The 25,731-nt window shown below is 35.5% G+C and carries 21 protein-coding genes; 14 read left to right on the top strand and 7 right to left on the bottom strand.

What is annotated here, in order from left to right:
- Positions 1-394: 394 nt before the first annotated feature.
- The 5 genes from AAGD68_RS03210 to AAGD68_RS03190 all read left to right on the top strand — a co-directional run bounded on the left by AAGD68_RS03210 (position 395) and on the right by AAGD68_RS03190 (position 9,245).
- A complete protein-coding gene (locus tag AAGD68_RS03210; protein WP_341814375.1) occupies positions 395-1,588 on the top strand; it encodes an ankyrin repeat domain-containing protein in 1,194 nt (397 codons plus the stop codon).
- Complete coding sequence (locus tag AAGD68_RS03205; protein ID WP_253309928.1) at positions 1,581-3,386, top strand: pentapeptide repeat-containing protein; 1,806 nt, start codon at positions 1,581-1,583, stop codon at positions 3,384-3,386. Before AAGD68_RS03210 ends, AAGD68_RS03205 begins: the two co-directional genes overlap by 8 nt.
- Positions 3,370-3,978 carry a guanylate kinase gene (gene gmk, locus AAGD68_RS03200; RefSeq protein ID WP_253308926.1) on the top strand — a complete coding sequence of 203 codons (609 nt, stop codon included), beginning with the start codon at positions 3,370-3,372 and terminating at the stop codon, positions 3,976-3,978. Before AAGD68_RS03205 ends, gmk begins: the two co-directional genes overlap by 17 nt.
- A 436-nt stretch (positions 3,979-4,414) precedes the next feature.
- A complete protein-coding gene (locus AAGD68_RS03195; RefSeq protein ID WP_341814374.1) occupies positions 4,415-6,658 on the top strand; it encodes an ankyrin repeat domain-containing protein in 2,244 nt (747 codons plus the stop codon).
- Between the two features lie 313 nt (positions 6,659-6,971).
- Positions 6,972-9,245 (top strand): ankyrin repeat domain-containing protein, encoded by a 2,274-nt coding sequence (locus tag AAGD68_RS03190; RefSeq protein WP_341814373.1) that lies wholly within the window; start codon positions 6,972-6,974, stop codon positions 9,243-9,245.
- Here AAGD68_RS03190 and sdhA read toward each other — a convergent pair whose 3' ends face one another.
- Positions 9,246-11,051: a succinate dehydrogenase flavoprotein subunit gene (gene sdhA, locus AAGD68_RS03185; RefSeq protein ID WP_253309404.1), complete on the bottom strand. Its 1,806-nt coding sequence runs from the start codon at positions 11,049-11,051 to the stop codon at positions 9,246-9,248.
- A gap of 180 nt (positions 11,052-11,231) precedes the next feature.
- Here sdhA and AAGD68_RS03180 point away from each other — a divergent pair, with 180 nt between their 5' ends.
- The 7 genes from AAGD68_RS03180 (at position 11,232) to AAGD68_RS03150 (ending at position 16,942) form a co-directional block, all read left to right on the top strand.
- The gene (locus AAGD68_RS03180; RefSeq protein ID WP_264688305.1) at positions 11,232-11,429 is read left to right on the top strand and encodes a hypothetical protein; all 198 of its coding nucleotides are present in this window, start codon (positions 11,232-11,234) and stop codon (positions 11,427-11,429) included.
- A 351-nt stretch (positions 11,430-11,780) separates the two neighbouring features.
- Complete coding sequence (locus AAGD68_RS03175; RefSeq protein WP_253309402.1) at positions 11,781-12,707, top strand: ribose-phosphate diphosphokinase; 927 nt, start codon at positions 11,781-11,783, stop codon at positions 12,705-12,707.
- The gene (gene gatC / locus AAGD68_RS03170; protein ID WP_065094978.1) at positions 12,697-13,050 is read left to right on the top strand and encodes an Asp-tRNA(Asn)/Glu-tRNA(Gln) amidotransferase subunit GatC; all 354 of its coding nucleotides are present in this window, start codon (positions 12,697-12,699) and stop codon (positions 13,048-13,050) included. The genes AAGD68_RS03175 and gatC overlap by 11 nt, the downstream gene beginning before the upstream one ends.
- Before the next feature lie 401 nt (positions 13,051-13,451).
- Positions 13,452-13,958 carry a DUF2924 domain-containing protein gene (locus tag AAGD68_RS03165; RefSeq protein ID WP_253309401.1) on the top strand — a complete coding sequence of 169 codons (507 nt, stop codon included), beginning with the start codon at positions 13,452-13,454 and terminating at the stop codon, positions 13,956-13,958.
- A 105-nt stretch (positions 13,959-14,063) separates the two neighbouring features.
- Positions 14,064-15,626 carry a glutamine-hydrolyzing GMP synthase gene (gene guaA, locus AAGD68_RS03160; protein WP_253309400.1) on the top strand — a complete coding sequence of 521 codons (1,563 nt, stop codon included), beginning with the start codon at positions 14,064-14,066 and terminating at the stop codon, positions 15,624-15,626.
- 309 nt (positions 15,627-15,935) lie between these two features.
- Positions 15,936-16,085 (top strand): hypothetical protein, encoded by a 150-nt coding sequence (locus AAGD68_RS03155; RefSeq protein ID WP_341814372.1) that lies wholly within the window; start codon positions 15,936-15,938, stop codon positions 16,083-16,085.
- The gene (locus AAGD68_RS03150) at positions 16,052-16,942 is read left to right on the top strand and encodes an ankyrin repeat domain-containing protein (protein ID WP_341814371.1); all 891 of its coding nucleotides are present in this window, start codon (positions 16,052-16,054) and stop codon (positions 16,940-16,942) included. Before AAGD68_RS03155 ends, AAGD68_RS03150 begins: the two co-directional genes overlap by 34 nt.
- 3 nt (positions 16,943-16,945) lie before the next feature.
- Here AAGD68_RS03150 and secA read toward each other — a convergent pair whose 3' ends face one another.
- The 3 genes from secA to odhB all read right to left on the bottom strand — a co-directional run bounded on the left by secA (position 16,946) and on the right by odhB (position 22,005).
- Complete coding sequence (secA, locus tag AAGD68_RS03145; protein ID WP_265044910.1) at positions 16,946-19,606, bottom strand: preprotein translocase subunit SecA; 2,661 nt, start codon at positions 19,604-19,606, stop codon at positions 16,946-16,948.
- Between the two features lie 235 nt (positions 19,607-19,841).
- Entirely contained in the window at positions 19,842-20,729 is an 888-nt protein-coding gene (locus AAGD68_RS03140; protein ID WP_253309397.1) for an aminoglycoside phosphotransferase family protein, read from the bottom strand.
- 103 nt (positions 20,730-20,832) lie between these two features.
- A complete protein-coding gene (gene odhB, locus AAGD68_RS03135; protein WP_341814370.1) occupies positions 20,833-22,005 on the bottom strand; it encodes a 2-oxoglutarate dehydrogenase complex dihydrolipoyllysine-residue succinyltransferase in 1,173 nt (390 codons plus the stop codon).
- Between the two features lie 262 nt (positions 22,006-22,267).
- Here odhB and AAGD68_RS03130 point away from each other — a divergent pair, with 262 nt between their 5' ends.
- A complete protein-coding gene (locus tag AAGD68_RS03130; RefSeq protein ID WP_253309395.1) occupies positions 22,268-22,975 on the top strand; it encodes a pyridoxine 5'-phosphate synthase in 708 nt (235 codons plus the stop codon).
- On the opposite strand, the gene AAGD68_RS03125 is transcribed toward AAGD68_RS03130, so the two are convergent.
- The 3 genes from AAGD68_RS03125 to rplM all read right to left on the bottom strand — a co-directional run bounded on the left by AAGD68_RS03125 (position 22,968) and on the right by rplM (position 24,349).
- Complete coding sequence (locus AAGD68_RS03125; protein ID WP_264688310.1) at positions 22,968-23,279, bottom strand: HU family DNA-binding protein; 312 nt, start codon at positions 23,277-23,279, stop codon at positions 22,968-22,970. The genes AAGD68_RS03130 and AAGD68_RS03125 overlap by 8 nt on opposite strands.
- Positions 23,280-23,424: 145 nt before the next feature.
- The gene (gene rpsI / locus AAGD68_RS03120) at positions 23,425-23,880 is read right to left on the bottom strand and encodes a 30S ribosomal protein S9 (protein WP_253309392.1); all 456 of its coding nucleotides are present in this window, start codon (positions 23,878-23,880) and stop codon (positions 23,425-23,427) included.
- A gap of 10 nt (positions 23,881-23,890) precedes the next feature.
- On the bottom strand, positions 23,891-24,349 hold the full coding sequence (gene rplM, locus AAGD68_RS03115; RefSeq protein ID WP_253309391.1) for a 50S ribosomal protein L13: 459 nt from the start codon (positions 24,347-24,349) through the stop codon (positions 23,891-23,893).
- A gap of 132 nt (positions 24,350-24,481) precedes the next feature.
- Between rplM and AAGD68_RS03110 the strand changes: the two genes are divergently transcribed.
- Entirely contained in the window at positions 24,482-25,717 is a 1,236-nt protein-coding gene (locus AAGD68_RS03110) for a TolC family protein (protein WP_264688311.1), read from the top strand.
- Positions 25,718-25,731 lie beyond the last annotated feature (14 nt).

Genomic DNA, 25,731 nt, shown 5'->3' with positions numbered 1-25,731 from the left:
GTTGTCAGGGTGTCATGCAAGTAGCTGACACTGGTTCCTTTATGACGGCAGTGCTCGACACTGGAATCCAGCTTTTAATACAACCCCTCACCAAAAATATTGTGTTTTAACATAAGGTTAGCTACTTTTATACTCACCAACTTAATCTCTAATCAAAATTCCTGGATCCAAGTAGTCAGGGCACTGGGATGACATCCTCCCTAGCGGAGATTGCTCTCAAATCACAATGTTCGTACAGTAAGCACTGACCACTTTGCTTCAATATTTGCGATGCCCCTGAACAGATACAAAAAATCTATTGTTTTTTTATAAATTAAATCCTAAGGCATTTTTTACTGTAGATTAATCATTTGATTATAGTATCATCTTAATTAAGCTTATGCTTGGAATATTTATGAAGAGTATTTTATACTTTGTATTATTAGTTGTTGTATTTGGATCACTGAGCCTATTTGCTGTAGAGCAATTTGAAGAAAAGAAAATTGAATCAGTTCATAAAAACGAAAATGTAGGTGTAAGGAAGCAAGATAGGACAAATCAAAAAGATGAGTTGAAAAGCAACGTCGATGCTAAACAAACACAAGAGGCTGAGAGCAAAAGAGTAACCGATAAAGAGAAGCTGCAACAAAACGAGAATAAAGCTTCTGTGGTTGAAAAAACTATAAGTGAAGGTGAAAGGATTGATAAAGGTTTGCCAAATGACCAGCTAGAAGAAAGTACAGGCGAATTTGCTCGAAATTTACCAAATGTGGCCAATAAAGAAGTGAATAAAGATTTGAAACCAGAGCCTTTGCCTTTAAGTGCTGATTTAAATGAGAATACAACTGACCCGCAAAAAAATCTACAAGCTGATCAGAAGATTGATATAAAAGATAATGAACTTTCAAAAAGTGATGCGAGTCAATTATTAGAGGGAAAAAAAGAAAAAGTAGAGAATCAGTTTGAAGAAAAAAAAGTGAAAGAAACAAACAATAATTCTAAGGACCGCAATAGAGTAAAACCTATAACTAAAAAAGATGAAGAAGAGCAAAGTGAAAAGAAAAATTTACAAAAATGGACAAAGCTAAACAGAGAACCAATAAAAGAATGGGGTCATAAAGATATACAAAGCAAGTCAATATATAAACGACAATATGATAGCCTTAATGAGCATCTTCCTACAACTGTATTTATTGATGATTACAGTAAGCAATTTTTTTACTGTATTAAGAAAAATAACTTACCTTGCTTAAGAGGAATAATGAGTAAGCTAGAAAAAATTGGATTAACAACTCAAGAGATACTAAGGTTTAGAAATAAATTGGGTGATACTCCTCTCATTTATTCAGTTAAACAAGGTGAGGTAGACATAGTGCGCTTTCTCTTATTACAAGGCGCTGATCTTAGAGTAGTTAATAATAATTTTCAATCCCCAATTGATATAGCAATCGAAAAAAAGCAGATCAATATAATAAATGCGATTGCCGAAATGATGCCACACCTTTTGGAGGATAGAAAAATAGACAATAAAGAAAGCTCAGCAATTTACGATTGGGCTGTGAAAACGAAAGAAAACAATGAGTCGCAGTGCGATAAGCAAGATGATTAGATTTTTGATATTAATTTTAGTTGGTCATTTATGTTATGGAAACGAAACAAATGATGAAAAAAATCAGATTAGTGATTTTTTAAACGCTCTACATGATGCAAAATACGTATCTTACAGTAAAAAAGACTTTGCTGAATTTTTGGTGCAGTGCCACAAAGAGGGCGTGCCAGAAGATTTTAAGAAAGGTTTTGGCTCTAACTTAAATGGAGCTAATTTTAGCCAATTGTACCTAAGTGGATCTGTTTTTGATGGAGTAAGTCTGATTGGTGCTGATTTTTCTAACACCGATTTATCCGACGTGTCTTTCATTGATGTTGATTTACGTGGTGCTAATTTCTCCAATGCTAATTTACGTGGCATTAAAATAAAAGGTACAAATTTGAGTTTTACAAAATTTGTTTCTGCAAACTTAACAGATATCGTATTTGATCAGTCTCATGTTAGTTATGCTGATTTTATCAGTTCCGATCTCAAAAAAGTAAGTATGCACAACGTAATTGGTTTGCATACTAATTTCTCGAATGTGCAAATGAATCTCTCCAACTTATCAAACTCGAATGTTAGCTACGTAAATTTTAATGATAGTGAAATAAACGATACTGTTATGCAGAAAAATAACCTTGATAATGCAAGTTTCTTTGGAGTGGATGCATATAAATTAAAGATACAATTTTCTTCATTAAAAAATGCTAACATATATGGTGCAGAGTTAAAAGAATCAGACTTTACAGGTAGCAATCTTTCCGATGCCTGCCTTAATTCTTCTATCATAATTAACAGTAACTTCGACGAAGCTAATTTAAGCAACACACAAATTTCCTATGTGAATGACGATAATTCAAGTTTTGTTCAATCTATACTAAATGGTTCCAAGATAAAACATGTATATGTTTCTGGAGCAAGTCTTCAGGATGCTGATTTATCCAATATTGATTTTAGTTTTAGTGAACTGCATCAAGTTAATGTCTCTAATGCTGACATTCGTCACGGAAAGTTTCATAATACTAAAGTTGCAAATTCTAACATGAATGGCTCATTTTTTGACCATTCACTATTCACCTCTGCGAAGATAGAAGATTCAGACCTTTCTACAACTTCAATGTATAAGATAAAAATCCAAGACTCTCAAGTTTATAACAGTACACTTTTTCACCATAATATTGATTCCAGTGAAATAGAAAATTCAACATTCTTTAATTTATTAGCTGATAATTCGAGCTGGTCCAATTTAAAAGTAACTAATTCAAATTTTATTGAAAGCGATTTCAGATCTTCTTTGCTTCACGCTAATGCCTTTAGGAAAACTAGCTTTTTTCTTAGCAATTTGAGCAATTCAACAATTAGTGATATGTCTTTTCACTCTTCAAGCATATATAAAAGTTCAGTTGCTGATGCTCATTTAACAGATTGCAAGTTTGATAATTCAATTTTGATTGACAATCAAGGGCAGAAAAAACTTGCAGGGTTAGAAAATGCTATAACTTCAATTGGAGATTTGCAAGAGAAAATATCACAGGGTGAAAAATTTAATGTAAATTATTCTTACTTTGAATTTAAGAATATGAATTTAGAAAATGCTGATTTTTCTAATTCAACATTGAGTAGAGCAAAGTTTGTAAACGTTAATTTGAATAAGGCAAATCTTGAAAAAACCGATTTGCGCTATACTGTCTTTGATAACTCTTCTCTCATTGGCACCAACTTATCAAATTCTAATTTAGAAGGTTCTAGCTTTTTAAACTCTGATCCAAAAAGCGCCATGTTAAAAAATGCAAAGAAAAATGACCATAAAAAGTGAGGGCATATTATTGGTTCTATCCTCTCCTTCTGGAGCTGGAAAAACTACTATATCAGAAAAATTACTTGAGCGATCAACTAATTTAGTTAGGTCTGTTTCTACAACTACGCGCAAGCCTCGCTCTGGCGAAATAAATGGAAAAGACTATTTTTTCGTTACCGAAGAAAAATTTCACGAGTTATGCGAAGCTGGTCAGATGCTTGAATACGCCAAAGTTTTTGAGAATTTTTATGGTATACCAAGAGATTTTATAGAGCAAAACTTAAGCAGTGGAATAAGCGTTTTACTAAGCATAGACTGGCAAGGGGCATTTCACTTATTCAAGCTCATGAGAAAAAAAGTTGTAAGTGTTTTTATACTTCCCCCTTCAATGGAAGAGCTGAGGTTACGCCTGCAAAAGCGTAATAGCAACAGTGCGGATGAAATAGAGCGCAGATTAGCCGAAGCTCAAAAAGAGATAAGCAAACGTGATAAATATGATTATGTAATAATCAATGATGATATTGATAAAAGTGTAGAAGAGATAAGCTCCATACTAAATAAAGAAAGACTTAAAAAACTAAAAGAAAAACCAAGTCTGGAAGATTTATAAAAGCATCGATCTGCAGCTATAGTTTCTTATCCTATAGCTATACCGCCGCGAACCGTCATACCGCCGCGGTATCTCAGCATAGATTCCGCTAACACGTAGCGGACCGTCATACCGCCGCGGCGCTAACGAGTAGCGGAATGACGGTTTTTCAAATTGTCGTAAGTCAGTTTAGCTATATTTTAGCCAGTAGCACGTTTTGCAGTTACTCACTTTAGCTATATTTATTATTTTTTAAGATTAAATGGTTAAAATAGTAGACAACTGTTCAAGTGAGGATTTGACTATGATAACAGATTTTCTAATAGAAACTAGTTTTCTGCCTTTCCACCTATATTTTGATCACATATACAACGTTTAGCTCAATTTAAAAGTCAAACTTCTTGGTTGTTAGTTTAGTGCTGACAACTTAAATAGCTTTTAATATTGGGGTTTTAGTATGGGTATAGATCTAAGCGCACTAGCTACTAATGCAGATAAGTTAGACGAATGCATAGATAAAAATAAAAAGCGAGAGCAGGATAGAAAAGACGAGCAATTGTATGGCACTATAGAGAGAAAGGTAAAAAAAGAAAAACACAAGCGTGAAAAACCAAGAGGTCAAGATGGAACCCTCAAGAAGTGCAAAAGGTTATTTGAGGAAGGTGCTAGCTCTGAAGTATTAACTAAATTAGAAGAATCACTTAGAGAACAAGAAAAATATTATAGGTATTATGTCCAATGCTTCCTTCTAGTGCTAGATGAAGTAATAGAACGATCGAAAAAAACACCAAATGAAACAAAAGAGCGAGTAAAGCAAGCAATTTCAGAAATTACTTATAATAGCAAATATTGTTTTACCCACAACCAAAATGATCGTAGGGACAGTGAAACAGAGAGTGGCTACGGTAGCGATGTTGAAGATGATCATGAAGTAGAAATAAGCAACGGAATAACGAATAATAATGTTCAATTACTAAAAGCGATCAAAAATGGAAATAACAGGAAATTTAGAAAATATCTAAAAGATTGTACGGATATTAGCAGCATAAAAGATGAAAAAGGAAATAATATTTTACACCTTATTGCATCGCTCGAAAAGAAACAGAAATGCAAGTTTCTGGGTATCCTAATAAAAACGGTCACCAAGGAAGATTTAGCACAACTCATTAATAGTGAAAATCAGGACGCTCTTCAGGTGGCACTAATTAACAAGATAACAAAAGAAAAACATGAGTCTCATACGATCCAAAATAATGATAACACACTTAAGTTTCTTACAAAATTGTTAGAGCATGGAGCCAGCTCTGATAATTTAGGATTATCTACAAAAGAATTACAAGGCTTAAAAGAAGAGCAAAAGACATACTATCGTAATTTCTTAGAAAAATTAGCAGAGCAAGGAAAGAAATCTAAATTAAAGCCAGAAATAAAAATCAATACAGAAGCAAAAATTAAAGAAATTATACCACGTACCATAAATACTCCAGATAGTAATGATAATTATCAATTACATTTAGCAATTAAAAATAATGATAAAGAACTTTTTAAAGAACTATTGCAAAAAGGGGCAGATATTAGCCTTAAAGACACAGATGATAATAATGCTTTACACTTGATTGTTAAACCTGAAACAAAACAAAAACTTAAACTTCTCCATATATTGCTAGAAGCAAGCCAAAAAGAACAATTTATAAAAGCTGTAAATGATAAAAAAGAAGGGCAAACACCGCTCCATCTGGTACTCCAGCGCATACAAGAGAAGAGTGAGAACCGATCACTTAAGAAATTTGAAAAAACAAATAGATATAAAGCCTTAGAGTTATTTTTACAAAACGGTGCAGATATTACCGTGCAAGATAAAGATGAAAAAAATGCTCTGCACTATATTGCTTCATTCAAAGGAGAACAAAAAGTTACATGTTTAGAGTTGATTTTAAATTCGGTGGAAAAAGAGAAATTTAGTAAAGCTGCAAACGCCACTAACGAAAAAGAACGCACACCACTACAAGTAGCGCTAATTACTAAGACGACAAAAGATAAACATAATTTGGTCAATCCTAAGAGCCGTGATAACACGATCAAGTTTTGTGTAAAATTAGTGCAAAATGGTGTTGACCCAAAGCAGTTAATACTACCCGAAAGATTATGGAGCAAAGAGTATTATAAAATTATAAAAGGAATAGAGAAATCAATGGGTAGAGCGCTTATTCCAGATGATATGAGAACTGAACTGAAGTGCAATTTTGGCAAGAAGTTAAAAGCACGCGATATTGTGAAGTATGTCAATAATGTTGTTTGTAAAGTAGTGACAACGCTTGTATTTACTGCTTTAGCCTGTGCGGTAATATTCAGCGCTTCTCAAGGAAGTATTACAATTGCAACTGCCTCATCTATTATAGCAGTTATTGGAGTTTGTTATCTTATTTACTTGAATTTAGAAAATATTTATGAAGGATTTGGAAAAATTAAAGGAAAGTTTACTGAAGAAAAGCAACTTACACTTCAAGATAACGCACCAAAAAATGATACACAATGCAATAACTCTGTTAAGGATATAGAAAATAAGTCCAACGATTTAGAAGAGCAAGAGGTACAAAAATCATCAAGTCAATCAGAATATACAGAAAACCCAGCTACTAAAATGAGCGATGTATCAATACTACGTCAATTCATGAATAAGCTAGTAGGGAACGTTCTATAGCTAGCTACAATTTGATATGCCGTCATTCCGCTACTCGTTAGCGCCGCGGTATAGCACATTTTGCACCTGTTCACTTTAGCTATATACCAATATTTATCCTTTCTTAAAACTAAACATTTAAAATAGTAGATAATCGTTGAAGTGAGGTTTAACTATGATACTAGCAGAAACGCTCTTCTGCCTGTATTTCAATTACATATACAACATTTTAAAATTTAAATCTAGCTTTTTAGTTGTTAGTTCTCAATCTCAAATTGTTGACACTTACAACTACAAAGATACACAAATAGTTAGTTTTTAGTGAGGCTTTGGTATGACAAAAGAAAATTCTACATCTAGTGAGTTAGTACACAACAATGAATTATTGAGCATTATAACGAAAAAAGTAACAAAAGGAAAGCACAAACACCTACACCCAGAAGTTGGGAAAGACAAGACTCTCAACAAATGCAAGGGATTGTTCAAGGAAGGGGCTAGTCCTAAGATATTAACCGAAGTGTTAACCAAATTAGGAGAATCACCTGAAGAACAAGAAAAATATTATAAGTATTATACTCAACACTTCCTTCCAGCATTGAAAAAAGAAATCAAACAGTCAAAAAAACTAGACCCAACAAAAAAAGAGGAAATAGAACAAGTAATTTCAGAAGCTATTAACAAGAGCAGCAAAAAAGATCATCCTGATAACGTTGATCAAAATGAAATTGGTCGTAGAGGGAGTATGGAGAGTGAAACCGAAAGCGGCAACAGTAGCGATGCTGAAGATGATCATAACGCTAGTAAGAAGCATTCAATCAGTAGTGCTAACACAATAAGTGAAGGGCAAGGAGTAGAGAAAGACAACGGGATGACGATTGACAATGGAGACAGTGGAATCGAAAGCGGCAACAGTAGCGAAGCTGAAGATGATCCTGCTGATGAGAAAGACCACATTTCGGGTATACCAATTTCCTACACAGCAAATGAAAACCAAGAAGTGGAGAAAACCAACGGGATAACGAACAGCAATGTTCAATATACTGATGAGGAACAGCCAATATTCAAAGCAATTAAAAATGGAAATCGCAAGAAATTTGAAGAATATCTGAAAGGTTGTAAGGATATTAGCAGTGCAAAAGATGAAAAGGAAAATAATATTTTACACCTAATAGTTACACAATTAGAGAAAAAACAAAAGTTTGATTTTTTAAATACAGTACTAGATGTGAGTAAGAAGGAAGGAAAAGAGGAAGGAAAAGAGCAACTTAAAGCACAACTTGAAAAAGCTGTAAACGATAAAAATGGCAACGGTCAAACACCACTGCAAGCATTGTTACTTAGTAAAGTAACAAAAGAAAAACATAGTTTTGAGACTACACCTAGAAAAACTTTAACACCTTTTAAAAAACTTATACCACACTACGACAATACAATAGTATCTGCTATACAATTGCTCAAATTAGGAGCAAATATTGATGATTTGCAGTTGTCTAAAGAAGAATTACAGGAGTTAAGCGAAAAACAAAAAATATATTATCTTAACTTCTTAGAAAAATTGGCAGAGTCAGTAAAGAAGTCTGAATTAGAACCAGAAATAAAAACCAATACAGAAACAAAAATTAAAGAAATTATAGGGTATACCATAAATACTCCAGATAGTAATCCATTACATTCAGCAATTGAAAATAATGATAAAAAACTTTTTGAGGAGTTACTACAGAAAGGGGCGGATATTAGCCTGAAAGACACAAATGGCAACAATGCTTTACATCATATTGCTTTACTTAAAGGAGAGCAAAAAGTTGCATATTTGGAGTTGATTTTGAATTTAGTAGAAAAAGAAGTGATATCTCAAGATAAATTGAGAGAAGCTATGAATGCTACCAACCAGAAAGAAGACACGCCTCTACAAGCGGTGCTAAAAACAAAAGCAAGGAAAGAAAAAATTGAATATCTAAAGCAAGGAACAATTTTTGATTCAACAGTTAGTTGTAGCAATACAACAAAGTTTTGTGCAATGCTGCTAGAAATGGGCGCTGATCCCTGTTCTCTAGAGTTGGAAGGTCAAACATTTGATACTAAAAAGTATTATCTAACTTTACTTAATTTAAAAGAATATCCAAGAATTACACAAGAAGCACAAAAAAAGGTTAGAGAGCTAAAGGAGAAACTCGAGGAAAAATACCACTGTAAAACTGCTTCAAAAAAATGTCAGTCTGGCATTGAAAAAGCAGGTTCTTTTATAGAAAAAACAGCATCTACTACAGGAAAAGCAGTATCTGCTGCTGGAAAGTACATAGATCCAGCAAAGAGAACCCGTCAAACATTAATATCCATAACAACGGTTATTTTCATTTCAGCTGTAGCATATGGTGTCTCTCAGGGTTACATTGGGGCCCTTGCCGCTTTATTCCTCGCAGCTATTGCTATAGCTACATGTCTTGCTCTCACTTTAGGGTTTAGTGGTGTTAAGAAATGTTTTGAAAAACTAACTAATAAAACAAAGAACTCTACTGACAATGACCGACAGACAAAGCGTGCAAGAAATCCAAAAAGTGAAATGAAAGATACATCAACAAAATCTCCCGCAGATGGGTTAACAATATAACTAGTATACCCTCTTTTCCGGAGCGATGAAGTCAATTTCATCGCTCAGAGTTTTTTCAGCCACTTTTTTATAATCAATTTTTACGTTAATTTGACCTTTCTTTTCTTCAAGCCACGCTATGGTGTGTTTCATCCAGTTTTTATCATCACGCTCAGGAAAATCTTCACGAGCATGAGCACCTCTACTCTCCTCTCGATTGGCTGCGCATTCCATGGTAATAACCGCTTGTGGGATCATGTTAGCAAGCTCCAGTGCTTCAACTAAATCACTGTTCCATATCATACTGCGATCCTCAAGTGAAACATCAGGCATCATTTTTGCTACCTTTTTTATAGCTTTTTTACCTTCTTCTAAAACTTCAGCAACACGGAACACTGATGCGTACTTTTGCATAGTGTTCTGCATTTCGCTGCGTATTTTTGCTACTTTGAGCTTCCCAGAAGCAAATCGCATTTTATTAAACCTATCTATTATCCAATCTGTACAATCTGAGCTCAATTTTTTATGTGGTGTACCGGATTTTAGTTTCTCTTTTGCTCTGAGCGCTGCAGCTCTACCAAAAACCACAAGATCAAGAAGTGAGTTAGAACCAAGTCGATTTGCACCGTGCACAGAGACACATGCAGCTTCTCCAATTGCAAATAGTCCATCTACCACTTCTTCCTTACCTTGCTTCAGCGTGATCACTTCTCCATGATAATTGGTTGGAATGCCGCCCATGTTGTAGTGAACAGTTGGAATAACAGGTATTGGATCTTTAGTGACATCAACTCCAGCAAAAGTTCTTGCGGTTTCGCTGATGCCCGGCAATCTGAGTTTTATTACTTCCGGATCAAGATGCGCTATAGTTAAATACATGTGATCTTTTTTCGGTCCAACTCCCCTTCCCTCTCTAATTTCAATTGTTATTGCACGACTTACCACATCACGGGAAGCTAAATCTTTTGCTTTTGGTGCGTAACGTTCCATAAACTTTTCGCCCTGAGAATTAACGAGGTACCCCCCTTCTCCACGGCACCCTTCTGTCATCAAGCACCCTGAGCCATATATTCCTGTTGGATGAAATTGTACAAATTCCATATCTTCAAGTGGTAACCCAGCTCTCACCACCATGCCATTACCATCACCTGTGCAGGTATGCGCACTTGTTGCAGAGAAATAAACACGTCCATATCCACCTGTTGCTAGCACCACCGAATGTGCGCGAAATCTATGTAATGTGCCGTCGCATAGCGACCAAGCAAGAACTCCGCAGCATGCTCCGGTTTCGCTATCCATAATTAAATCAATCACAAAGTATTCAACAAAAAATTCAGCGTTGAATTTAAGACACTGCTGATATAGAGTGTGAAGGATTGCGTGCCCAGTTTTATCTGCCGCTGCACAAGTGCGCTGCGCTGATTTTCCTTTACCAAAGTGAGTTGTCATTCCACCAAAAGAGCGCTGGTATATTTTGCCATCTTCTGTACGAGAAAAAGGTACGCCAAAATTTTCAAGTTCAATAACAGCTTTAGCAGCGTTTTTACACATATATTCTATTGCATCTTGATCACCAAGCCAGTCTGAACCTTTTATTGTGTCATATGCATGCCAGCGCCAATCGTCTTCACCAATATTACCTAAAGCTGCACTAATTCCGCCTTGTGCTGCAACTGTATGACTTCGTGTAGGGAAAATTTTAGAAATGCAGGCAACTGAAAAATTAGTTGCAGCCATCCCAAGCGTTGCTCTGAGCCCTGCTCCACCTGCACCCACTACTACCACATCATACTCATGTTCTATGATCTCATACGCTGACTTATCCATATTTGCTTATTTTATCATTACAGGCTTATGATATCACAGAAGTAGAAAAAATCTATACAAGTTTTCTATAGCTAATACCAATTCTCATTATTAGTGAACCACTTTTTCATCCAATAATTTTGATCTTAATGCCATTTAAACCTCGCTATTTTACTTACTTCAGGTGGAACATACAATAAAATGGTTGAGTCTTTATCTGGCTTGCATCCATCGGTAGTTATTACACTAAATAAACAGGAAGTTGGTGGAATGATAAAAGAAACGATTACTCAAAAATTTTCTGAAATGGCCAGGGAAAACCTTGGCAATTTCTCTGAGGAAGAGCAGGAAAAGATTCGTAATGAGTTGCCGGAATTATCGTCTGAAACAGTAAGATAGCTACACGCTTAGCTCTTGAGAAAAAGTGTCAGGGGTTTAGCAGTGGACTAGATAATGATAAAAAGGAGGAAATACTAGGAGAATGTATGAGTAATTTATCCTATGTTGAACTGGAGAATCAAAACGAAGTGGTAAGGTAAATTATATTTCATTAAAGTCATTTATCTTGAAACATAAGCAGGATTTTGTATAGTTGTTTCAATTTGGGTCTGTATATTGAAACAATGCGTGAAAATGACAGGTCATTGTACAAGAGGTACCTAATTTGCCGACAAGAATGCTAGATAAAGAAACTTACATTTCAATTATTTCATAATTTCTGTATAATCTTACAAGCTCAATTGGTATATTATGAAGATAATAATAGGTAATGCTAGTAAAGAATTAGGGGAATCAGTAGTTAACCGGCTAGATGTTCAACCATCCTCTGCTTGGATATCAAAGTTTACCGATGGCGAGGTAAATGTAGAAGTAGCAAATGATCTATATAATCAAGAAGTATACATAGTACAATCTCTTTCTCCCCCTGTGAATGATAACCTTATGGAGCTTCTGCTTATAATTGATGCAGTAAATAGATTAGGAGCCAAAAGGATAGTAGTAATTATTCCTTATTATGGATATAGCAGACAAGATAGAATTATCAAGAACAATGATATGCAATCTGCTTTAAATGCCAAATTAGTTGCAAATCTTATTCAAACTGCAGGTGCAAGTAGTGTTGCAGTGATTGATTTGCACTCAAGTCAAATTGAAGGATTCTTTGATGTACCGATAACTAATTTGAACTGCTTTGAAGCATTTGTTGACTGTATACACACGGAAAATTTGGCAATTGTTGCACCTGATGTTGGAGCAATTGGCAGAGCACGTGCTTTTGCAAAGACTTTAGAGGAAAAGTACAAGATAGGGTTAAGTGATAAGATTATTGTAGTAGATAAATATAGGGAGAAAGCAGGCACATCTCAAGTAATGAACATAATAGGAGAAGTTGCGAATAAAAATTGTGTCATTGTTGATGATATAGTTGACTCTGGTGGAACATTGTGTAATGCAGCCCTTGCTTTAAAAAATTGCGGAGCAAAGTCCGTAATTTCATGCATCACACATGGCGTGCTTTCAGGAAGTGCAGTTGAAAAAATTTCTTCCTCTTCTTTAGATAAATTAGTGATTACGGATACTATACTTCACAAACTTGAAAAAACTGGTAAAATAGAAGTTGTTTCGGTCGTAGATATTTTAACTCACTTCATCCAAGGAGGTAAAGATGCCAGCTAAGTCAACAGAAGACGTTATTACTTCACTAATAGAATTTGCAAATAAGAGAAAAATAACAATTACCAAGGAAGAAATGCTTAAAATTGCACAGCTTGTAAGGATTAAGTTATCAAATGACGAGATTGATCACTACTCCAAAGAACTGACAATGCTGGATTGGATACATGATACTTTATTACAAGTTAATACTGAAGGTGTTTCTCCTATGCGTTATGGCAGTATAGACAAGGACATTCATGTACGCGATGATGTTATAAATTCTCAAAACATTAAAGAAGAGATATTGTCCAATACAAAACCTGAGCATGGGTATTTCGTAGTGCCAAAGGTTATAAACGATTAGGGTAAAATAAGGCTCATATCAATTCTATAATAGATCTACTTTCAAAGTATCCGTTCAGCAGAGTGGCAAAACAGATATAGCTAACCCAAGAAGGTTTCCCTACGTCATACCGCCGCGGCGCTAACAAGTAGCGGAATAACGAATTTGTTGTTTTTCAAATTGTAGGTAAACCTAAGCCACTTTAGCTATAGTTTACTTGCCCCATGATTTTCTTTATTATCAGATATTGCTTTAAATAATATGGAGGGGTAAGTTGTCAGCAATTGCCATCATTGATTTTGGTTCACGTACGATATCGGTAGTTAACATTAGCTACCTGAGGGTCAGAGTCGCCTTTCTTAAAGATATTTTAAGTATACTAGATGTATTATTGATACGTGATAATAAAACTGGGGGTTTTTATGGAAACATCTGAATTAACTTTACTCGACTTACAGGATTTGCTTGAAAGTTTGAAAAGGCATGTGCGTAGTGAAGTAGAAAAATATGTAGATAAAAGGGTAGAAGAAGTCAAAGATGAGGCAGTAACATATATAATAAATAAAGTATTAAACAATATGGTGGGTAATGAGCCACTAAATGAGCTCAAAATAGATAAACCTAAAGAAATTGTGCAAGTTGATGATGATGGCTTAACGCAAAATCAAAAAGTTATTAAAGCTCTTTTTATAGGTAGAACACTTGTTGGAGAATATAAAAAGAAAATGTATGAAGTTACAGTCAGTAATGAGGGAAAGTTTATTTACAATGGGGAAGAATATAGTGCTCCTTCTACGGCTGGCACAAGAATTACCGGTAAAAGTTGCAACGGTTGGGATTTTTTTAAAGTATGCCTTGACCCCAAAGAAAAACTGAGGACTCTGAGTCACCGCCGTGCAAAGTTTCTGTCAACTCAAAATAAATCATAGCTAACGTTTAAGTCATACATCAAAGCTTTTAAGAGGTCTTAGTTTACTTACTTCTTTATTTTCTTTATTATCAGATATCACTTTTAAGTAATATGGAGGAGCAAATTGTCAGCAATTGCCATTATTGATTTTGGTTCACAATTTACACAGCTTATCGCAAGACAAGTCAGGGAAATGGGTGTGTATTGCGAAATATTTCCAAGCAACATCAGTTTTGAAACAATATCAAAATTCAATGGGTTTATTCTCTCTGGAGGACCACAATCTGTAAATGATGATTGTTCTGAAACAAGTAGAGTAGTACATGAAATTATAAAACTTAATAAGGCAACAAACGTTCCTATACTTGGAATATGCTATGGACAGCAACTCATTTGTCATTATTTTGGAGCAAAAGTAAAAGAGAGTTTCAAACAGGAGTTTGGCAGAACTAAAATCAAGATACTAAAAGAATCCCCCATTATAAAGGATACCTGGGATGTTAATTCTGAAGTGGATGTATTAATGAACCATGCGGACAGTGTTGATACTATACCACAGGGATTTACTGTTATCGCATCAGGTGTGATAAATCAAACAATTGCAATAATTGTCAACGAACAGCGGAAGATTTACTGTACTCAGTTCCATCCTGAAGTGAGGCCCACAACAAATGGCAGTAAATTGCTCTCTAACTTCTTGGATATTGCAAATTGCGAGAGAGACTGGACAATGAAATCGTTTATTGAAAAGCAGAAGGAAAAAATCAAAAATGTAGTAGGAGAGAAAAAAGTAATCGCTGCAGTAAGTGGTGGGGTTGATTCAAGTGTTGCAGCGGCTCTCACACATAAAGCTATAGGAAAACAATTGAACTGTATTTTTATCGATACTGGGTTGTTACGCAAGAACCAGACCATTGCTATGTTGAAAGAAATTCCGATAAACTACGTTGATAAATCAAATTTATTTTTGAGTAGGTTAAAGGGAATAACTGATCCAGAAAAAAAGCGAAAAATTATCGGTAACGCTTTCATTGAAGTGTTTGAAGAAGAAGCAAAAAAAATAGGTGATGTGGATTTTTTGATGCAAGGTACCATCTACTCTGATGTAGTTGAGTCAGGGCATGCCTCAGACAACACTAGTACAATTAAGTCTCACCATAATGTTGGTGGGTTGCCAGAAAAGATGAACCTGAAACTAGTAGAGCCTTTACGCTACCTCTTTAAAGATGAGGTAAGGCTACTTGGAAAAGAAATTGGGCTTTCAGACGAGATAATATTTCAACATCCATTTCCTGGACCCGGACTTGCAGTGAGGATTATAAGTGAAGTCGATGAAGAAAAGGTGCGAATATTGCAAGAAGTAGATGAAATATATATTAATACGATGAAAAATTACGATCTATACGATAAGATATGGCAAGCTTTTGCTGTATTATTACCAATAAAAACTGTAGGCGTCATGGGAGATGGTCGTACATACGGATATGTTTGTGCTTTAAGGGCTGTAACATCGTCCGATGGTATGACGGCTGATGCATTTCCATTTGAAGATAAGGATCAGCATTCGCTAGTGTTTTGGGACTTTTTACAGAATGTTGGCAGTATAATTGTTAATAACGTTTCCGGAGTAAATAGAGTTGTCTATGACTTAACTTCTAAACCACCAGCAACCATTGAGTGGGAGTAAATCAAAAAGTCTAGTCATACCGCAGCGGGATCTAGAGATACCGCGGCGGTATGACGTAGGATTGCTGTCATCCCGCTTTGTTAGCGGTTGAGATACCGTGAATAAATCACGGTATGACGTTAAGTAACTCGTCATCCCGCTACGTGTTAGCGGGATCTAGAGATACTGCGGCGGAATGACGAATTTGTTGTTTTTCAAATTGTAGGTAAACCTAAAGCTATAGAAAAAAAGAAGAACCAGTTTCTTAGTTCTTCATTGACATAATCCACTTCATATGCCATAATAAAATTTTATATCTTGGAGAAGGAAATGACATTAAGGTTAATACTACAAGAAGTCAACAGTAGTCCAGATCTGAGTAAGGAAAATTTAATTGATAGAATTAAAGATAAGCTGCAGCAGGAAAATCAACTTATATATGATGAGTGGAAAAAAAGCGAAAAAGCGAATTTGATATAAATTACACGTTTATAATACTCAAGTGCAATTTATTACTTATAGCAGCTGAAAATGGCTATGAAAAAGTAGTAAGATACTTAACAAAAAACGGAGCTAATGTTAATGTACAAGATGAATGGGAAAAAACCTCCTTACATTATTCTGCTCAGCATGGGCATACACAAGTAGTAGAAGTTTTGCTAGAAGAAGGAGCAGGCGTTAATGCACAAGATGAAGATAAAGGGACTCCTTTGCATTATGCTGCCAAACACGGGCATACAAAGACAGTGAAACTTCTACTAAAAAATGGAGCTAATATCAATCTACAAGATGAAGGTGAAAGAACTCCTTTGCATTATGCTGCTGAGCACGGGCATATAAAGACAGTGAAACTTCTACTAAAAAATGGAGCTAATATCAATCTACAAGATGAAGGTGGAAGAACTCCTTTGCATTATGCTGCTGAGCACGGGCATATAAAGACAGTGAAACTTCTACTAAAAAATGGAGCTAATATCAATCTACAAAATAAAAATAGATATACCCCTTTGAGTTGTGCTTGGCATAGTAAATATCCAGAAATGGCAAAACTTCTGCTAAATTATGGTGCAGACCCATCATGTATACATAGGCCTAAAGCTACAAAAGCAGGAGCCGTTGGGGTTGTTATATCTGCTGTTGTAGTTCCATTAGGACTCGTTTACGCTACTGCATTATCTGCACTAGCAATAGTTGGAATTACTGTGGCATCTGCACTGATCGTTGGTGGAATTTCCTATGGGGTTGCGTATAAGTCATCAGAGCATTCATTAAACAGTAAGCTAAGTGAGGTTAGCTGCAGTAATGTTGATGGAAATAAACAAACTGTACAACCATAGTTACTAATTTACCACAGTAACCGCGCCGTGGCAGTGCTTGTATTTCTTTCCGGAGTTGCAAGGACATTTGTCGTTTCTTGAGACTTTGGAAAGTCTGCTATTTCTAGCAGAATGTAACCTATTGCCTATCTCTTGGTTGTCTGCCAACTTAAAGTGTGCTAAGCGATGAATGGTGAGTTCCTTCCATTTTTCAAGCATTGACTCAAATATCAAGAAAGCTTCGCGTTTAAATTCATTCAGTGGATCTTTCTGCCCCATGGCACGTAAGCTTATGCTTTGTCTTAAGCTTTCTAAAGTTGAAAGGTGTTCCCTCCATAAATGATCAAGTGTCATTATCATCATTTGCTTCACGATCGTATTCCACAAATCTGTAGTGTGCTGACTGTTGAAATATTTTTCTTTCTCAGTAAAAAATTCTTGTATCTTATCATTTATATAATTCAAAGCTTCTTGTTTGTTTAAAAACTTTGCTAAATCTTCTTTATCAAGCGTTATTCCATACTTTGTATGGAATTCTTTGACTATATCTTCAATATAATCCTCATAATAGCCACTTTGGATTATACCTTCTACTATGCTCTCATTTACTTCGCTATATACTTCAAGTAAATCATTAATTTCGTTGCCTAAGATATTGTTTCTCTGCTTAAAAATAACTTTACGTTGGTTGTTGATTACGTCATCAAACTTAAGCAAAGACTTCCGCACATCATAGTTTCTAGCTTCAACTTTCTTCTGCGCCTTCTCAAGTGCCTTATTGATCCATGGATGATGAATAGCTTCGTTATTCTTTAACCCTACTTTTTGTAAAAAGCTTCTCATTCTATCAGAACCAAATATTCTCATTAGGTCATCTTCAAGCGATAAAAAGAACTTAGAAAGTCCAGGATCCCCCTGACGACCAGAACGGCCGCGTAATTGATCATCTATTCTCCTGCTTTCATGTCTTTCGGTTCCAACCACGCATAAACCACCAGCTTTTATAGCAATTTCCTTATCTTTTTTTACTCTTTCGACTATTTCTTGGTATTTTTTTTCTCTTTCATCAGCATTTTTTATCTTCTTTAGCTCTACCTTTGCAATCATTTCAGCGTTTCCACCGAGTTGAATATCAGTTCCACGTCCTGCCATGTTAGTTGCTATAGTGATACTACCTGGCACTCCAGCTTGTGCTATTATGTACGCCTCTTGTTCATGATAACGAGCATTCAATACTGAATGCTTAAGAGAATGGCTTTGCAAAAGCGCAGAAAGCTTCTCAGAGTTTTCGATGCTTACCGTGCCAACAAGGACCGGTTGAAGGCGTTTGTGGCATTCTTCTATAAACTTCAACACAGCATTAAATTTTTCTTTTCCTGTGCCATAAATTTCATCATCAATATCAACTCTTTTTACAGGTACATTGGTTGGAATTTTTACTACATTTAGTCTGTATATATCACGAAACTCTTCTGCCTCTGTTGCTGCTGTTCCAGTCATTCCGGAAAGTTTATTGTACATACGAAAGTAATTCTGAAATGTGACCGATGCTAAAGTTTGGTTTTCATGCTGAATTTCAAGATTCTCCTTCGCTTCAAGTGCCTGATGAAGACCATCGGAATATCTCCTGCCCTCCATCATACGCCCAGTAAATTCATCAATAATCACTACCTTGCCATCCTTTACTATATAATCTTTATCAGCAGTAAACAGCTTATGTGCACGTAATGCTTGGTCTATATAATGAGTCATTATCATGCTGTCAGTATCATAGAGCGAGGAATTTTCAGGAATGAGATTGTATGACCTGAGTAGTTCTTCCACTCGTGAAATACCATCTGCAGTAAGGAACACTGCCCTACCCTTTTCATCCACCTCATAATCAGAGTCAACTAATTTGGTTACTATTTTATTGATATGCTTATATATCTGATTGTTTTCCTCAATCTGGCCAGAAATAATAAGCGGAGTGCGAGCTTCATCAATGAGTATTGAGTCTACTTCATCAACTATTCCGTAGTGAAAGCCTCTCTGAACCATGTCTTCTTGAGAAAATTTCATATTGTCTCGCAGGTAATCAAAGGCAAGCTCGTTATTTGTGGAATACACGATATCTGCACTGTAAGCCTCTTTTCTCTCTTCGTCTGTCAAGTTATTCGTGATAAACGCAACAGAAACCCCAAGAGAATTATATAATTTGCTCATCCACTCTGTGTCTCGTTTCGCAAGGTAGTCGTTAACAGTTACGACGTGCACGCCTTTCCCTTCTAAAGAATTAAGGTATGCAGCTAAAGTTGCAACGAGTGTCTTTCCCTCTCCTGTTTTCATTTCTGATATCATGCCGTTATGGAGCACCATTCCACCAATCAACTGAACATCAAAGTGCCTCATGTTAAGAAACCTGCGAGAGGCTTCACGTACAACTGCAAATGCAGGTACGAGAAGATCATTTAACGTTTTCCCATTTTTCAATTCCTGTTTGAATTCTTGAGTTTTACCAGCAAGCTCCTCATCAGATAAGCTCTGCATTTCTGTTTCTAATGCATTTATTTGCTGAACAATTTTCCTAAAGGATTTTATTATCTTCTTGTTTGTTGACCCAAATATCTTTCTTATAAAAAAGAATGACAACGTAAAAATGAAAAATATAAGAATGGCTGTCAAAATTAGCGGAGAATCTAGCATAAACTTAAGTAACGTCTTATTTAATATGAGATTATATTACTAAATGCAGCCTACAGCAATGACATATTAGATTCGGGGAGTCTTTTCAAATTAAGAACCTATCACAGGCATTGTTTAGTTTGCTGAAAATAGTTGTTCGTTTAAGTTGTTAGTTATGCTAGATTAAGAGTAATTCACTTGAGAACAGCAAAGAAAGGTAGGTATGCAAAAATAGGACTGAAAATCTTTGGTTAAACTAAGCTTCTTCATTTAGAATTTCATTAATAATTTTCTGTTGTTTCATAACTTCTGTTGTCTTCCAGTCGCGCATTGTAATTAGTGCCTTCCATAAAGCCCAGCCGCTTGCTCTGGCCCACGTGTCTGGATCTAAACATAGATGTGACTTGAAGATTCTCCGATTTTCGTTGTTCAAAAGTGTCCAGGCAATTACCAAGTCACAGGCTGGATCGCCGACACCCACACATCCAAAATCGATTACAGCAGCTACACATCCATCTTTCGCTAGGATATTCCCGCTTGCAAAGTCACCATGAATCCATACTGGATTCTTGTTCCATCTTGAGCTTATAGCTTTTTCCCAAAAGGACATTATAGTTCTAGCATCAATAAAACCTTGCAATTCCTTAATGGCCGATCTTACCTCTGTGTCATAGACTGATACGTGATCGCCGCGCCAGAAGTTATGGAGTCCAGGATTAGGGCCTCCTTTAACATCAATTTTATGTAACTCATTCAAAAATTGTGCAAGCTGAGAAGCAATAATCTGTAAATCCAGATCATCTATAGACAATGCATTTATGCTTTCCCCTTCGATCCACTTATATATTGACCAATTCCAGGGATAATGCTTTGATGGTTGTCCCATTGCAAGTGGCTTAGGAATAGAAAATGACAAATGTGGTGCAAGTATCTCAAGCCATTTTTGCTCCTTTAGAACTTGTAGCGCATAATCTTCTGCGCTTGGTAGCCTGATCAACATCTCTTCACCCAAGCGAAAAGTTCTATTGTCTATACCACTGAGTTCAACAGGTTTGATCTCTAAGTGAGCCCACTTTGGAAATTGCTGTGCAACAAGTTCGGTAACAAGTAATAACCAAGAGCGACTATCAATTTTTGATGCCATTTGCCGATTTTTCCTATTTTACCATCCGCCTTAGAAACCTTCTGATTCTAGAAAAACTTGCTTGTCATTTTTAATTGCTGACATTGTTTAAGTTAATACCAATTTACACTTCCAAAACTAATCTATTTGGATCTTCTATATAATTTTTTATTTTGACAAGGAAAGTAACTGCTCCTTTGCCATCAACTATTCTGTGGTCGTAAGAGAGAGCAATGTACATCATCGGTCTGATTTCTACTGCATTACCAACAGCAACTGGCCTGTTTTGTATCGAATGCATTCCAAGTATTCCAGATTGCGGAGGGTTTATTATCGGAGTGGAAAGAAGTGAACCGTATACTCCACCGTTTGAAATAGTAAATGTTGCACCTTCCATTTCTGATACTTGTAATTTGCCTTCTCGTGCTTTTTTGCCAAGAGCAACTAAAGTCAACTCAATTTCTGCAAATGACATCTGATCAGCACTCCGAATAACAGGTACAACAAGGCCTTTGTCAGTTCCAACAGCAACACCTATGTCATAGTAATGTTTATATATGATTTCATCGCCTGAGATTTCAGAGTTAATTTCAGGGATCTCTTTCAGTGCTTGCACTGCTGCCTTTATAAAAAACGACATGAAACCAAGTTTTATTCCATATTTTTTTTCAAAGGCATCCTTATATTTTGCTCTTAGATCCATGACATTTTTCATGTCAATTTCATTGAACGTGGTCAGTATTGCAGCAGTATTTTGCGATGCTTTCAAACGAGCGGCAATTACTTGCCTTATTTTACTCATTTTTACTCGTTCCTCTCTTTGCTCTCCACTTACTACACTTTTTGGCAATTCATATTGTTTTATTGCAGGCTGTTCTGTTTTGTTTATATGGCCTATTACATCTGCTTTTGTTATCCTATCTCCCATGCCAGTTCCTTTGACACTTTCTGCGCTGATTGCATTTTCCTCCATAATTTTACGAGCTGACGGAGCATCTTTTTTGGCAGAACTTTCGCTTTTATCTTCTTTTCTCGCTTCCTCTTTTACTTCCCCCACGGAAAACTTCGCTAACAATTGATCAGGACTTATTACATCATCTTCCTTTACGAGAAATTCAGTTATTTGCCCTGAAGCTTCTGCAGTTAATTCGAGTGCTGTTTTGTCAGTCTCAATTTCAAAGATCAAGTCATCTACTTTTACTGCTTCTCCAATATTTTTCTTTATTTTTACTATACCTTCCGTAACTGACTCACCACCAAGAGTTTTTGGCGCTCTGATTTCTATAATTTTGCTCATAAAACAACTTCCGTATAAAACTTTCTATAGATTTATACATGAAAAGAGACATGTAATAAACTAATAAATTCATTGAGGCTTTTATCATTTAGAAGTGACAAACGGATAATATACTCCCAAATGTCATTCCAGCGCGTGATGCTAGGCCATCTTGACACATTTCGCCAACCCCGTCTCTCGGCTATGGTATTGCTAATCAAACAATGACTATGCAAAAGACCTAATAACATGTATAATCCATAAATAATTTTTGAGGTAGATTGTGAAACTAGGTGTTAATATTGATCACGTTGCAACCCTCCGCAACGCACGCGGAACTTCCTACCCAGATCTATTGAAAGCAGCAGAAATAGCCATTGACGCTGGAGCAGACTTTATTACTGTACACTTACGAGAAGATAGAAGGCATATTAGAGATGAAGACGTATTTAACCTAAAAAAAAGCATTAGCACTGAGCTAAATCTTGAAATTGCAGCCACGGAAGAAATGCTTAAAATAGCAAAAAAGGTAAAACCCTATTCGATTAGTATAGTACCAGAAAAAAGAGAAGAATTAACAACCGAAGGTGGCCTGGATATCATTAATATGCACAGCAAACTTTCTAGTATAATAGAGGAAATGCATAGCTCTAGCATAAAAGTCTCACTGTTTATCGATCCAAATATTAATCAACTAAAATATCTTGAGAAGCTAGAGATAAAACCTGACATAATAGAAATTCATACAGGGGATTACTGTGATAATCCATCAGAGAAAAAGTTACAGTTAATTACTAATGCTGCAGAGTACGTCAATAAATTAGGAATAGAATGCCACGCAGGACATGGCATAACTTATAAACACGCTAAGAAGATGACAAGAATACCTCATATCTCAGCTCTTAACATAGGCCACTATTTAATTAGCGAAGCTGTATTTTATGGCTTACACAGCGTAGTAAAAACAATGAAAATGATAATGTCTAACTAACTGCTGCTTTTTCCTTCTCATTTAAAATACTTAAAAGAGTTTGGCTTGCTTTAAATTTTACCCTTGTCTTTTCAGGAACAGTCATGATCTCACCATTTTGGGGGTTACGACATTGTTTCTCCTGACTTATAGCAGTAGAAAATGTTCCTATTCCATGCAAACGTATTTCACCTTTCCCATGCAGCTCATCCTTTATTATTTTAATAAACGCATCATGAATCTTGCTCAAATCAGATTTTGTTATATCTATATTCTGACCAGAACAATCTTCCTTTAATTGTTTTATTATATCTTCTTTACTCATAAATTACCTTAATATTGAAAAACCACACAAATAGCATATTATGTTGACACCGATAGTCAACTAAATTCATCACAAAAATAGAGGATATTATACACTTTTGCAAATATTTGTATAATACTTACAAAAAAACACCACTATGAAATAACTATCTCTTAGAAAATTGACACTTTTTCCGAGCTTTATGTTGACCATATTTCTTACGTTCAACAACACGCGAATCTCTAGTTAAGAACTCACCATTACGTAATATAGAATGCAAATCTTGGCTTACACTACTTAAAGCTCTGCTTATTCCATGAGCTAGAGCACCTGCTTGACCAGATAGCCCTCCACCTTTTACAGTTGCGAATACATCATATTTGTCTAACGTAGAAGTTGCTACAAATGGCATTTTCACTATTTGGCACACTGACTCTCTTTTAAAATAAGAAATTAGATCGCCTTTTTTGTTAACACTAAATTTTCCACTTCCCGGCTTTATCCATACTCTTGCTGCAGATTCTTTTCTTCGGCCTGTAGCATATAAACGACCAAGCGAATCAACTGCTGATTTAATTGTCTTTTCTGACCAATCATTATTATTTATTGTAAAACTCTTCATTTTTACTCCATTACTTTTTATTTTTACGATTCAAAGAGGCAAAATCTATCTTTTCAGGTTGCTGCCCTTGATGCTTATGCTCTGAACCAGAATAAACATACAAATTTTCAAAGCGTCTACGCGCCATAGGGCCATCATCAAGCATCCTTTTCACTGCCATTTTTATTACACGCTCAGGAAATTTGCCATTTAAAATATTATCTGGAGTAGTTTTCTTCAAACCACCAGAATAACCTGTATGCTTATAGTAAATTTTATCTTTAAGCTTCTTCCCGGTAAAATGCACCTTTTCTGCGTTGATAATAATTACATTATCGCCACAATCCATATGAGGTGTATACTCAGGTTTATGCTTTCCACGCAATAGTGTCGCTACAAATGCTGCAAGCCTTCCTACCACTAATCCTTCTGCATCTATGACAAACCATTTTTTGTCGATTTGTTTCTCTTTTAAGAAAAAAGTTTTCATTGTAATTTAACTAAACAATAGTAAGCTACTATATACTTAATTTCTCAATAGTGTCAACAATATTAGTTATTGATTATTAAAGTAATTTATGTTAGTAATTGAGCTGCGCAACCAATATGCACAGGAAGTAGAATGTTTCGATTGATTATTACACTTGCGATAATTTTTGGTACTATAAGTTGCTATGCAACCGATGTGGGAGAAGTTATAAGCAAAGCGATCAAAAATAGCTCAAAAATAAAGTCTCAATTTTACCAATATAAAAGCGCAGAAAAACAGCTTAAGTCTTCTGGGTTAGCTGGATTTTTACCTGACATTAGTTTGCAGTACAATTTTGATAGTAATTTTAATCTTTATAATCAACCTAATTTACCTGGAAAACGTCTGATATTAAGCCAAAGGATAATAGATGGAGGTGGCACCTTTGCCACATTCAGTCGATCAAGTCATCTTCTCAAAGCAGAAAAAATGCGATTTCAGCAATTAAAACAAGAGGTTGCACTTAATGCTGTGAAAGCATATGTTGGTGTTTTACAAAAGACAGAAATATTAAAGCTCAGAGAACATAAAGAACGCGTTTCTTTGGAACATTTGTCAGCTATGAAAAAACGCTTTTCCCTTGGAGAAGTTACTAACGCTGAAGTTTTGCTAGCAAAAGCAAAATTTTCGTCTTCTATATCCGAAAGAGTTGATGCTGAAGGTAAATTAAAATTGGCAAATATTGCTTATTATCATTTGATTGGCGAAGATGCTGATGACCTTTCTGAAGCTAATGATAAACTACCTTCTGTCCCAGAGCTAAATGAATGTTTACAATTAGCAAAAACCAATAATTTATCTCTAAAAGCAGCAGTTTATCAAAAAAGAGCAGCCGGAATGGAAGTGATCGCTGAAAGCTCCAAGTGGCTTCCTTCTTTAAATCTAAGCGCAAGCAAAAATTTTGGGAAGGATGGTGTAAAATTAGACAAGCTATTAGAAAATGTTCATATAGTTTTTACTCTTGATGTTCCAATCTTTAAAAAAGGAGCGAATGCTTTTGGTGTCAGTAAAGCTAAAATGGATGCAAAAAAATCTACCTACGATTATTATGAAACGGTAAAAAATATAGAACAAGAAGTTGTAAATGCTTGGAATAATGTGCTAACAGCAAAAGCCATTATTAAAGCAAGTCAAGAAGCGGAAAAAGCAGCAGCTTTAGCATTGGAAGGAGTTGAGCAAGAGGTAAACTTAAGTTTAAAGAGTACATCTGACCTTTTGGACACTGAAGATGCATTATTTAAAGCACGTTCAGACTTAGTTGAAGCAAAAAGCAATTATGTAACTAGTGTTTATAATTTGCTTTTTATAATAAATAGTATAAATCTCTAAATTTAATGGTATTA

Origin of the sequence: Wolbachia endosymbiont (group A) of Machimus atricapillus (assembly GCF_964027095.1) — a bacterium.
Taxonomy (GTDB): Bacteria; Pseudomonadota; Alphaproteobacteria; order Rickettsiales; family Anaplasmataceae; genus Wolbachia.
Note: the sequence above shows the minus strand (reverse complement) of the source record. Positions and strands in the feature narration are given on the sequence as shown.